The organism is Butyrivibrio sp. FCS006 (assembly GCF_000424525.1).
Classification (GTDB): domain Bacteria; phylum Bacillota; class Clostridia; order Lachnospirales; family Lachnospiraceae; genus Butyrivibrio.
Genome location: NZ_KE384205.1, coordinates 204,060 through 216,401, shown reverse-complemented (window position 1 = coordinate 216,401; position 12,342 = coordinate 204,060). Strand labels below are relative to the sequence as shown.

8 protein-coding genes are annotated in these 12,342 nt (G+C 43.9%); all 8 read left to right on the top strand.

Features of this window, described 5'->3' with window-relative positions; translation table 11 throughout:
• The first annotated feature begins 2 nt into the window (after positions 1 to 2).
• The 8 genes from dprA to G633_RS0115480 all read left to right on the top strand — a co-directional run bounded on the left by dprA (position 3) and on the right by G633_RS0115480 (position 12,328).
• A complete protein-coding gene (gene dprA / locus G633_RS18760) occupies positions 3 to 1,148 on the top strand; it encodes a DNA-processing protein DprA (RefSeq protein WP_051200307.1) in 1,146 nt (381 codons plus the stop codon).
• 206 nt (positions 1,149 to 1,354) lie between these two features.
• The gene (locus tag G633_RS0115510) at positions 1,355 to 2,689 is read left to right on the top strand and encodes an extracellular solute-binding protein (RefSeq protein WP_026520480.1); all 1,335 of its coding nucleotides are present in this window, start codon (positions 1,355 to 1,357) and stop codon (positions 2,687 to 2,689) included.
• 158 nt (positions 2,690 to 2,847) lie between these two features.
• Positions 2,848 to 4,245: a carbohydrate ABC transporter permease gene (locus tag G633_RS0115505; RefSeq protein ID WP_022768483.1), complete on the top strand. Its 1,398-nt coding sequence runs from the start codon at positions 2,848 to 2,850 to the stop codon at positions 4,243 to 4,245.
• Positions 4,245 to 5,108: a sugar ABC transporter permease gene (locus G633_RS0115500; RefSeq protein ID WP_022768482.1), complete on the top strand. Its 864-nt coding sequence runs from the start codon at positions 4,245 to 4,247 to the stop codon at positions 5,106 to 5,108. The genes G633_RS0115505 and G633_RS0115500 overlap by 1 nt, the downstream gene beginning before the upstream one ends.
• A gap of 13 nt (positions 5,109 to 5,121) precedes the next feature.
• A complete protein-coding gene (locus G633_RS0115495) occupies positions 5,122 to 6,120 on the top strand; it encodes a LacI family DNA-binding transcriptional regulator (protein ID WP_022768481.1) in 999 nt (332 codons plus the stop codon).
• 11 nt (positions 6,121 to 6,131) lie between these two features.
• Positions 6,132 to 8,339: a beta-galactosidase gene (locus G633_RS0115490; RefSeq protein WP_026520479.1), complete on the top strand. Its 2,208-nt coding sequence runs from the start codon at positions 6,132 to 6,134 to the stop codon at positions 8,337 to 8,339.
• A 75-nt stretch (positions 8,340 to 8,414) separates the two neighbouring features.
• Positions 8,415 to 10,367 carry an EAL domain-containing protein gene (locus tag G633_RS0115485; protein WP_022768479.1) on the top strand — a complete coding sequence of 651 codons (1,953 nt, stop codon included), beginning with the start codon at positions 8,415 to 8,417 and terminating at the stop codon, positions 10,365 to 10,367.
• A 2-nt stretch (positions 10,368 to 10,369) separates the two neighbouring features.
• Positions 10,370 to 12,328 carry an EAL domain-containing protein gene (locus G633_RS0115480; RefSeq protein ID WP_026520478.1) on the top strand — a complete coding sequence of 653 codons (1,959 nt, stop codon included), beginning with the start codon at positions 10,370 to 10,372 and terminating at the stop codon, positions 12,326 to 12,328.
• Positions 12,329 to 12,342 lie beyond the last annotated feature (14 nt).

Sequence of the window (12,342 nt, the reverse complement as noted above, 5' to 3'; positions counted from 1 at the left end):
GAATGGTATTAAGTGAAAAAGACTATGCCTACTGGCTTTTTAACGTAGAAGGTGTTGGAAATGCCAGTGCAGATAAGCTTCTTTGCAGCGGCCTTAGCTGCAGGGATGTCTATCGGATGAACTCAAAGGAACTAACAAAGCTCCTTTCAAGAAAGAAGGCGGAGAACATTGAAAAATCGAGATATAGCTGGGACTTTGAGGCTGAGAAGAAAAAGCTTGAAGCAAAAGGAGTTCGCTTTGTATCAAGAATAGATCCGGAGTTTCCGGAGAAACTAAAGAATATCCCGGGAGCACCCTTCGCAATATACGTAAAGGGCGCACTTCCCGACCCGGCAATCCCTTCCGTATCAATTGTCGGGGCAAGGATGTGCTCTGAGTACGGCAGGTATATGGCAAGGCAGTTTGGAAGAGGACTTGCACTGGCGGGAGTACAGGTGATAAGTGGAATGGCCAGAGGCATCGACGGAATAGCTCAGGGAGCTGCCATTGAAGCCGGAGGAAAGTCCTTTGGCATCATGGGATGCGGCGTTGATATCTGTTATCCGCCGGAAAACAAGGTGATTTATGATGCACTTCTTAAAACAGGAGGCGCAATCTCTGAATATCCGCCGGGAATGGAGCCACAGGCAAGGTTCTTTCCCATGAGAAACAGGATCATCAGTGCTCTTTCCGACGTGCTTCTTGTGGTGGAGGCAAGGCAGAAATCCGGGACCTCCATCACCGTGGATACTGCCCTGGAACAGGGGAGAGAAGTCCTTGCTGTTCCGGGAAGAGTTACTGATAGACTAAGTGATGGCTGCAACTATCTCATAAGCCAGGGAGCAGGAGTGGCCATCAGCGTGGAAGATGTGCTGGACCGTCTTTGGAGCATAAAGGGGGAAGCAAAGCCGGCACTGCCCACAGAGCCTGTTTTGAAAAATCAGGAAAAAGACACTGATGATGAGATGGAAGTTAATAAAGAGTTAACGCTGGAAGAGAAAATTTTGGAAATTGTTGACATCATTCCGGTATCGACTTCTTACATTGCAGAAGAGCTCTTTAAAAAGGGCGAAAACCTGTCTATGCCTGCGCTAATTACCACTTTGATGGACATGACATGTTGCGGAAAAATTGCGCAAAATGGTGCATATTATCGCAAAATTGCGTAGCGTAACCGAGTGCGCAAAACGTTACCGACAACGTTTCCGGAAACGTTCCCACTAAAATAGTCAATGTGCAATTTGTATAATTTTTTGGCAAAAATATGTGACATAATTCTTAATTGACAAAATATTGCACAAAGCATAGACTCATTAATAGAGCAACCGATTGCGCAAAGTTGCGCAGTCATTTTTAAACAAACGGAGGGATTAAAATGAAAAAGAAATTGGTATCTGTTTTAATGACAGCTGCTATGGGTGCAACACTCCTTGCTGGATGTGGAAGCGCACAGGAAGCAGCACAGACAGCTCAGGACACAGCAGAGACTGTTGCAGAGACTGCTACAGAGGCAGCTGAGGTTGTTGAAGAGGCAGCTGAGGCAGCTGAGGAGATCACAGATTACGGCACAGGTGACATCAAGATCTGGGTCGCTGATAACGTAGTTGATTTCACAAACGAGCAGATCAAGGCATTCCAGGATGCACACCCTGAGTTCTCAGGATACACATTCACAGTTGAGGCTGTTGGTGAAGGTGATGCAGCCGGCAACATGATCACAGACGTTGAGGCTGGTGCAGACATCTATGCATTCGCTCAGGACCAGATCGCAAGACTTGTTACAGCAGGTGCTCTTGAGGTCGTTGAGGATTCAAACGCTGAGGCAGTTAAGGCAGAGAACGATGCCGGTGCAGTTGGCGCAGCTACAGTTGGTGGCACACTTTACGCTTATCCTATTACATCAGATAACGGATATTTCCTTTACTACGATAAGAGCGTAGTAACAGATCCTTCAACTCTTGAAGGCATCATCGCTGATTGCGAAGCAGCAGGCAAGAACTTCTACTTCGAGATCAACTCAGGTTGGTATCAGACAGCATTCTTCTTCGGAACAGGTGCTGAGCTTACATACGATACAGACGATTCAGGTAACTTCACAAAGTGCAATTCTACATACGCATCTGATGCAGGTGTAGTTGCTCTTAAGAAGATCGCAGAAGTTGCTTCTTCAAAGGCTTTCCAGAACGGTTCAGCTATTTCTAACGCAACAAATGTTGGTGCTATCGTTGATGGTACATGGGATGCACAGGCAGCTAAGGACCTCTTCGGTGACAACTACGCATGTGCTAAGCTTCCTACATTCGAAGGCGCTGATGGCAAGACATATCAGATGAGCGGCTTTGGTGGATTCAAGCTCCTTGGTGTTAAGCCTCAGGAAGATGATCTTAAGCTTGCAGTATGTGATGCTCTTGCAGCATTCCTTTCAAGCGAAGAAGTTCAGCTTGCAAGATACAATGCAGTAGGTTGGGGCCCTTCAAACCTCAATGCTCAGAAGTCAGATGCAGTTCAGGCTGACGAGGCTCTTTCAGCTCTTGCAGATCAGCTTCAGTACACAATCCCTCAGGGACAGTATCCTGGAGACTACTGGTCACTTGCAACATCACTTGGTGATTCAATCATCTCAGGCGAGATCAAGGCTGATGCATCAGATGATGACTTCATGAAGGCTCTTACAGACTTCCAGACAACTTGCGAAAGCTACGCAAAGTAATCGCGTTTTCTGAATGACCGTCGGATTTCGAGAACAAAGTGAAGAAATCCGAGTATCGCGATAATAATATCAACTTTTAATCAGGCCCGGATTCAGTAGGTTTCCGGGCCTGTATTAAACTAAAAACCTATGCGCATTGTTAAAAGGAGGCTTGTGGTATGGCGAAGGGCGCGAACAATAAGAAAAAGAATGCTGCGTCTTTGTTCTTTGAAGCTATAGGAAACGGCTTTAAGGAAATAGGGGTGACATTTGCAGAGGGTGATATTAAGACAAAGCTCTCATTTTTGATCTTCGGACTTGGTCCGATACTTAGAGGACAGATACTCATAGGAGTAGCACTGCTTCTTTGCGAAGTGCTGTTCTTCTATTTTATGGCCGGCTTTGGATGGCAGTATTTATCCAAGTTTTCAACACTAGGAACTGTAGCTACCAAGAAAGTCGGACGTAAGACTGTTTACGGTGATAACAGCTTTTTGATTCTGCTCTTTGGTGTTTTATGCATCTTTGCCATTATTGCATTTATTGCGATCTGGTACATCAATGTGAAAGAGAATCGCAAAGAAGAGCTTCTTTTAAAAGCAGGTAAAAAGCTTCCTTCCAACAAAGATGTTTTCATGTCTCTCTTTGACAAGAACTTCCATAAGACACTTTTAGCACTTCCCGTAACCGGAATTTTCGTGTTCACGGTTCTGCCAATTGTGTTCATGATCCTGGTGGCCTTCACCAACTATGACAAGAACCATCAGTCCCCTTCAAACCTCTTTACCTGGGTGGGACTTGATAATTTCAAAAATCTTGTTTCTTTCTCGGGAGCAGGCATTGGACCAACCTTTTTACAGGTTCTTCTCTGGACTTTGGTCTGGGCTTTGTTTGCTACATTTACTAACTATTTCCTTGGTCTTGCTGTTGCTATGCTGATCAACAAAAAAGGAATAAAGTTCAAAAAACTCTGGAGAACAATCCTGGTTCTTACCATCGCTGTTCCTCAGTTCGTTTCACTTCTTTATGTTATGAAAATGTTCGCCAATGACGGACTTATCAACGGATACCTGATCAAGTGGGGAATAATCAAGTCATACATTCCTTTCTGGACAGATCCGATGCTGGCAAGGATTACCATTATCGTTGTCAATATCTGGATCGGTATTCCGTACATGATGCTGATTGCAACGGGACTTCTCATGAACATCCCCGAGGATCTTTACGAGAGCGCAAGGATCGACGGTGCAAACCCCTGGCAGATGTTCAGAAGCATTACCCTTCCATATATGCTGTTTGTAACAGGACCTTTCCTGCTCACACAGTTTACAGGAAACCTCAACAACTTCAACGTTATTTACCTTCTTACACAGGGTAAGCCACAGTCTGTAAATCTTGCAGAAAAAGCCGGCAATACAGACCTTCTTATCACCTGGCTCTACAAGATGACTGTAAATGACACCAACTACAGGATGGCAGCAGTAATAGGAATCATGGTATTCGTAGTTACAGCGGTTATTTCACTGGTTGTTTACAACATGCTTCCGTCAGTAAAAGATGAGGAGGGCTTCCAATAATGAAATCTTACAAGACAAAAAGAGCCATTGGAAACATCATTGGCTATATCATATTGATACTTATCAGCATTATCTGGCTGTTCCCTTTTGTGGGACTTGTACTTCAGAGCTTTAGATCATACGCCACAGAGTATGGCGGAATGGTTGACTATCTTGTGCCCAAGCAGTTTTCGCTGGACAATTACAAGTTTCTGTTTGACACAAGCCAGAACAACTACCTGTTATGGTACAAGAACACTATTGTTATTGCTGTATTTGTCTCAATTTTCCAGACTATCATACAGCTCTGTGTCAGCTACGCACTTTCAAGAATGAGATTTGCAGGAAGAACCTTCCTTATGAGATTCTGGCTGATCCTTGGTATGTTCCCCGGATTCCTTACAATGATCTGTCTGTACTTCCTTTTGAAGCAGTTTGGACTTACTCAGGCAGGCGCTATCCCGGGTCTTATCCTTGTGACCGTTGCCAGCTGCGGAATGGGTTACTACGTATGTAAGGGCTACTTTGATACCATTCCCAAGGCTCTTGATGAAGCTGCCATGATCGATGGTGCAACAAGAGCAAGGATATTCTTTACAATGATCATTCCTATGTCAAAGCCTATCATTATCTACACAGCTCTGGTTGCTTTCATGGCACCATGGTGTGATTACGTATTTGCTTCATATGTAGCTTTCGGACATGATACCAGCTACAACGTGGCAGTAGGTATGACAAGATGGGTATGGACCAATGACTATCAGGGATACTTCACCAGATTCTGTGCAGGTGGCGTTCTTGTAGCAATCCCTGTAACACTTCTGTTCATGTTCCTTCAGAAATACTATGTTGAAGGTGTAACGGGCGGTGCAGTAAAAGGTTAAGAAGGTTATCAATATGGCGGATGGCAAAATTACTATCGATGACGTCGCTAGGGCCCTGGGCATCTCCAAGACCACTGTTTCCCGTGCTATTTCGGGAAAGGGAAGGGTTGGAGATGACACCAGACTAAAGGTCCTTGAGTACATCGAAGAACATAATTACAGACCCAATCTTATGGCCAGAGCGCTGGCGCAGCAAAAGACCTATAACATCGGCGTAATATGGCCGGATGATTATAACGCTGTGGACCTGCCCTTTTTCCAGCGCTGCATGATCGGAATGAGCGAGGTTACATCGGGATATGGGTACGACATCATGGTGTCGCTGGTTAGCGGCGATGATTTTACGGGGCTCAGAAGAATAATAGACAACCACAAGGTTGATGGTATCATCCTCACAAGAACTCTTGTGCATGACAGGCCGGCAAGGTTTCTTAAGGAGAGCGGAATTCCTTTTGTTGCTGTAGGAAGCACAGATGACAAGGACATAATTTATGTTGACAATGACAATTATTCCGCCTGCAAGGAGCTTACTTCAATCCTCATTGCCAAGGGGCTTAAGAGACTTGCGCTTATCGGAGGTTCAACCGAGCATATCATAACAAGTACCAGATACAAGGGCTTTGCTGATGCCTTTGAGGAGGCAAGAGTAAACATCGACAGCGGACTCATATATCTTGACGTTGAGTCTATGTCCAAGATAGGCAATATCCTTAAGGACCTTCGCAAGAAGAACATAGACGGTGTGGTCTGCATGGATGACAATATCGCCGGCGAAGTTATTTCAAGATGCAGGGATGATCATGTTAAGATCCCTGATGATTTAAGAGTTGCTTCTTTCTACAACAGCTCAATACTTGAGAGTGCAATACCATCAGTGACATCACTTAATTTTAACGACAGAAATCTTGGAGCTGTGGCTGCCAAGACACTTTTGGATATTATCGACAATGTACCTGTTACCAGTAAAATGCTGAGAGGATATGAGGTAATACTGAAAGAGAGTACGAAATAAGAGGAGTTTTTATGAATATCACATCTAAATCGAATATTACCTTCGATCCAATCAGCCTGATCGTCGACGGTAAGCGCGTTTTCCCCATGATGGGAGAGATGCATTTTTCCAGATACCCCCGTAAATACTGGGAGGAAGAACTGCTCAAGATGAAGGCGGGAGGAATCGATATCGTATCCCTCTATGTCATTTGGATCCATCACGAGGAGATTTGTGGAGAGTACGATTTTACCGGAGACAGAGATCTTAGAGCTTTCCTTGAAACAGTGAAAAAATGCGGACTATACAGCATCTTGAGGATTGGTCCCTGGGCCCACGGAGAAGCAAGAAACGGAGGTTTCCCTGACTGGCTCTTAAAGGATGCTAAAGACAAGGGGTATGAGCCAAGAACCGATGCTCCTTTGTATCTTGAGCACGTAAGACGATTTTATGAAAAGACCTATGAACAGTCCAAAGGTTTCATGCTTAAGGACGGCGGACCTGTAATAGGCATTCAGATTGAGAATGAATACGGCCACTGCGGTGGAAAGACCGGAGAAGAAGGCGAGCAGCACATGAGAACCCTTCTTGCCATGGCAAAAGAGATCGGGTTTGAAGCTCCTATTTATACCGCAACAGGCTGGGGCGGTGCTGTCACAGGTGGAATGATCCCTGTAATGGGCGGATACTGCGAGGCTCCGTGGGATCAGAGAACCACAGAGATTGAGCCCAGTGGAAACTATGTATTTACAAGAGAGAGGAACGATCACAATATAGGCTCAGACCACGGTCTTGGCGTAGGAATCACCTTTGATATGGATAAGTTCCCGTATCTTACAGCTGAGCTGGGCGGAGGTCTTCAGGTTACAAAGCACAGAAGACCTATCGCCACAGGCACCGATACTGCAGCAATGACTATGGTCAAGCTTGGAAGCGGAGCTAACCTTCTTGGCTACTATATGTATCACGGCGGAACCAATCCTAAGGGCAAACTCACAACTCTTCAGGAGACCAGAGAGACAGGATATCCCAACGATCTTCCACAGTGTTCTTATGATTTTAACGCGCCGCTTCGTGAATACGGACAGATGGAGGATACTTACAGACATGTAAGACTTCTGTCAACCTTCATCCACGATTTTGGCAATGAGCTTGCTGATATGACCTATACGGAGCAGCCGGGAAATCCTGAGAAGCCTGATGACTTTACCTCTTTAAGGAGTGCTGTCAGATTTAAAAGAGCTATAGCAGCGGATGGCAATTCTTATCCAAGCGGGTATTTCTTTGTAAATAACTATCAGCGCAGATATGAGATGGCGCTTCACAAAGATGCTTCTCTTAAAGCTTATGCGGAGGATGGAAAAGAAGTCCTTGCAAGCTTCCAAAACAGAGATGTTGCGGACGGTGACTATTTCTTTTATCCTTTCGGAATGCCCGTTGGAGAGAAAGCTCTTTTAACCATTGATGCAACACCTGTATGCATCCTGAAAGGCGCAGGTGAGGGCGGAAAAGACGCCTACGTATTCTATACGGATTCTGACAGACAGGCAGCTGCCGATATCAAGGGAGAGCTTGATGGAAACAGCATAATTATCCTTACGGCAAACGAAGCTCTGCATTCATCTAAGGTATCTATTGACGGAAGAGAGCACCTTATCATCTCAGACGGTGAAGCGGTAACAGATGCAGAAGGGCATGTTCAGCTTTATGTAGAGGTGTCTGGCAAGGAAAAGTATAAGACCCCTGAGTTCAGGATCTATCCCGACATTGAAAATGTGCCTCTCGGATTTGAAAGAGAAAAGGGCGCAGGTGATACAAAGGACTTTGCAAGCGGAGATGCCTTTGCGCTCTACCGCGGCAAAAACAGGATCGAATGCGACCTTACTGCTGAGTTTAAGAAAAAAGATGAGATTACCTACGAGATAAAGCTTCCCGGTAAGCTTGACGGCTTTAATGAGATCTTTGCCTGCCTGGAATATGAGGCAAACACTGCAAGACTCATTAAGGATGGCGAGGTTGTTGATGACAACTTCTATACCGGACAGGACTTTGAAGTAGGTCTTAAGAGGTACTTTGACAGATTCGGAGAAAGTGATGAGCTCACCTTTGATCTTGAACTTGAACCTCTCTATGAGAATGACAGGATATATCTTCAGAACTGGCCAACCATGCGGGATGGCAAGGTTTGTCAATTAGTTAATATACTTTTAATAGTTCAATATTGTATCAAAATATCATAACTTGACGTATAATAGTGTTATCGGGTGCTATGCCCTCCGATAACACTATTTTTATGGGATTAGTAAGGCAAAAATATGCAGTATAATTATTACTTTGATATTTGCGCTTTATGCATATTGGGAACAGTTGCTGCAACCTCTCTGTCAAGACGCTGGGTACCGGCTTACAGGCAGAGAGCTTATGTCATGCTCTTTATTGCCACAGCCGTGGCTACGTTTTCTGAGAGAGTAGAGACGTTCCTTCAGATGAATCCGTCTTCCGCCTTTTGGTATCACCCTCTGGAGATGCTGTTTGGCTCATTGTATTTCATTGGCCATCTTGGCACGGGCTTTTGTTATCTCAGATATATCCTCGCGGTTTTAGATATTTATGTTGATAGAAGAAGAGTTTCTGATCTTATAGGAGTTCTTCTTGGCTACTATGTCGGTATAGGACTGGTTGTCATAAATCTCTTTGTCCCGATCCTCTTTAGCTACAGGGAGGACGGTCTTTATCAGAGAGAAAGCCTTATCGTACTCTATTACGTCCTTGCAATGTACTACATAGTCTATGGAGTCTCACTTCTCTTTAGATATAAGATTTTGATGCGCATAAGAACCAAGGCAGTTGTCATATCTTATGTTGTTCTTGCCATGATGGGTATGATAATACAGTTTGTATGGCCTACGATACTCATTGAGAATTTCCTCAGCACCATAGGTATAACACTTGTATATATATCTCTCCAGAACCCTACCGAAATGGTTGATGAGCGACTGAATATACTGAACAGAAAGGCTTTTCTTGAGGGGCTTGATCTTAAGACAGGCAGAAATGCTTCTCAGAGTACAATCTTTGTGACTATAGATAATGTCAGGGCGCTGAGTGAAGAAATTGGCTACTCGCAGGCTCAGGCGGTTCTTAAGAAGATTGCGAAATATCTTAAATATGTAGGAAGGCTTGAGCAGAATCTGCCTTGTTACGCATACAGATATGCTGAGTATGTCTTTGCCATTAACGTACACACTGTTGACAAGAACAGGGTTCTGGCTCTGCTTCATCGTATTTCAAAGAGACTGCGTCAGTCCTGGAGCTTTTCAAACATGGCCATCAAGGTAGAGGCGCATTGCTTCCTTATGGAATATCCTGAGCATTACAAGACTGCAGCAGATCTTGTTTCAAGGGTTGATCTTATCGTTGAGCATGCGGCAAAAGACATGGATCATATAATCGATGTTAACAAGCCTGAGTACAATGAGCTCAAGAGGATAATAGACTATGACATACTCGCCAGGGAAAATCTGGATGCTAAGAGTTTTGTTATCAGATACCAGCCTATTTTGTCAAAGGTATATAAGATAAACTACAGCGCTGATGTTTTGTGCTTTTTAAAGGACGGATACGGAAACGAGATGGATATGCGTGGTAAGATCCCGGATGTAAATGCCACTCAGGCTCTTATGGATACCGATGAAATGGTATACAGAAGGGCATGCAGGGCTCTGGCTTTCTGGAATGCCGGAGATAAGAACGGTAAGTACAGAGCAGTGGTTGGAATGTCACAGGGAGAAATCTCAAAAAGTGATTTCGTTCGAAGGATCAAAAAGATTGCCAGGGAAGAAAAGGCAGAGTGCTCCTGGATAACATTAAAGCTTACCGAGACCACGATCACAACAATGAACACCGTGGCAGAGAATAATATAAAGCTCCTCGGGGAGCAGAAATGTTCAATCATCGTTGATGAGTTCGGAAACGGATATGGCGATATGGACAAGATACTGGCGCTCCCTGTTTCTCAGGTCAATATTGCTCATTCAATCCTGGCTAAAGCAGTAGAGTCGGATAAGATGAAGATTGTTGCCAAAGGTATAGTCAGTCTTTTTCATGACATCAGCATTTTTGTCGGGGCCAAAGATATTGAAAACGAGACTGAAAAGCTCATGGCAGAAGAGCTTGGCTGCGATTTCCTTGTCGGTGATTATATGGGCTATCCCATGAAGGACAGCTCCTTTGTAAAATATATAGATGCTTATTTTGAAGAGGGATAAAGGTGGGACTTATCTTAAATCCTGAACATAATAATGTCTGCTTCTGCATCGCATCCCTGCTTTTGATTGTTGTGGTTATGATTATTCATGTGTCGGAGGAAAACCACAACAATAAGCAAAAGCGGATATTTGGGATGATTATTTTTGATGCCCTTTTACTTAATTCAGCAGGCCTTTTGCATAACATCTGGCTCTACAGTGATCTCTTTAAACAGCTATTATCCCCTACGGGAAATGACTGTCTTGTTCTGCTGGAAAAGATATGCTCATATATACTGGCTTATCTTTCAATGATCTATGTCATGACCATTTTCAGAATTGAACTTGATTCTTCCTTCAGGAAGATACTTCTTTTCGTGCCGACTATATTCTCTGTGCTGTTTTTCTTAAGCGGACTTATCAGTGACTTCTTCTTTACGTTTTCATCTGATGGTGAGCTTGAATACAACTATCCTCAGGGAGCATTGGTCAACTTCTCGTTGTATGTATACTTTGTTTATGCTGCGTATCTGTATGTGAGGTATGCAAGGTCACTGAGCTCTGAAAAGTTCATATCTCTTGTTATCTATTATCTGCTGATGCTTGCAGCTGTTCCGATCAGGATTCTGACCAAATCCAGCGCAATATTTGAGTTTGGCGTATCGCTGGCTCTTTTGCTCTGTGTATACACGTTCCAAAATCCGGGTGAGTTCCGGGATGGAGTCAGCGGAGCAGGAACCAAGAATGCTCTTAACTTTGATATTTCAAGCTCCCTTCTTCAGAAAAAGATATTTACCGTATATGGAATTGCTATTGAGAGGCTGGATGCCATCGTCAGCGGAGAGTCACTTGAAACAGTAGCGGATTTTCTCTCTCAGATCACCTCTTATCTCAGACAGTTCAGTCCCACAGGTGAAGTGTATTTTACTGATGACGGAAACTATCTTATGATCTTCCCTGACGTTGATCCGAATGATGACGTCATTATGAAGGCTTACGAACAGATAAGAAAGAGATTCAGAGATCCATGGATCATGAAGGGCGAGGAAATCAAAGCCTTCCAGAGTCCTTATGTCATTGGATTCCCTGATGAAGTGGACTCTCTTGAGAAGTTTAATGAGGTAAGAGATGTAATCAAGAAGACTCTGCGTCATCACAACAGAGATATCCTCAGGGTTTCAGACTTAAATCTCAAGCATATCGAGCATGATAAAAAGATTGATGCCATAGTTAAGCATGCTCTGGATGATGACCTGTTAGAGGTTTATTATCAGCCTATTTTTGATCCCAAAACGAATAAGTTCTCATCCTGCGAAGCACTCCTTAGGCTTCGCAATCCTCAGATGGGATTTATTTCACCTGCCGTATTTATGCCGGTTGCAGAGAGAAACGGTATGGTTGTATCAATCGACAGCTTTGTACTTGATGAAGTCTGCGAGATGATCTCAAGCAGCGATGCAATGCAAAACGGCCTTGATTATGTGGAAGTAAACCTTTCTGTTGTTGACTGTATCCAGGCCAATCTTGCCGACAACATTATAAAGACTATTGAAAAGTACGGTGTTAAGCCGGATCAGCTTAATTTTGAGATAACCGAGACCTTTGAAGAGGGTATCACTTCAGCTATGGATGAGAATATCGGAAACCTTATCAATTACGGGATACCGTTCTCCATTGATGATTTCGGAACGGGTTACTCAAACATTGCAAGAATTTCAACGCTTCCCGTGGAAATCTTTAAGCTTGATAAGAGCATAGTTCAGTCTGCATTCGAATCTGAGACATCCTATATGGTTATGCTCAATCTGGTTAAGATCATCAAGAACCTGGGAAAAGAGATTGTGGCTGAGGGAGTTGAGACCAAGGAGCAGGCTGAGCAGATCATAAAGCTTGGCTGCGATCACATACAGGGATTTTACTATGCAAGGCCTATGCCCAAGGATCAGTTCCTTGAATTCCTAAAAGAGAATAATAAGCATTAAAACGCTTGTGCTAA

Excerpts from the sequence above, each read along its gene's own strand:
- dprA (WP_051200307.1), top strand. The coding sequence starts at position 3 with ATGGTATTAAGTGAAAAAGACTATGCCTACTGGCTTTTTAACGTAGAA.
- G633_RS0115510 (WP_026520480.1), top strand. The coding sequence starts at position 1,355 with ATGAAAAAGAAATTGGTATCTGTTTTAATGACAGCTGCTATGGGTGCA.
- G633_RS0115505 (WP_022768483.1), top strand. The coding sequence starts at position 2,848 with ATGGCGAAGGGCGCGAACAATAAGAAAAAGAATGCTGCGTCTTTGTTC.
- G633_RS0115500 (WP_022768482.1), top strand. The coding sequence starts at position 4,245 with ATGAAATCTTACAAGACAAAAAGAGCCATTGGAAACATCATTGGCTAT.
- G633_RS0115495 (WP_022768481.1), top strand. The coding sequence starts at position 5,122 with ATGGCGGATGGCAAAATTACTATCGATGACGTCGCTAGGGCCCTGGGC.
- G633_RS0115490 (WP_026520479.1), top strand. The coding sequence starts at position 6,132 with ATGAATATCACATCTAAATCGAATATTACCTTCGATCCAATCAGCCTG.
- G633_RS0115485 (WP_022768479.1), top strand. The coding sequence starts at position 8,415 with ATGCAGTATAATTATTACTTTGATATTTGCGCTTTATGCATATTGGGA.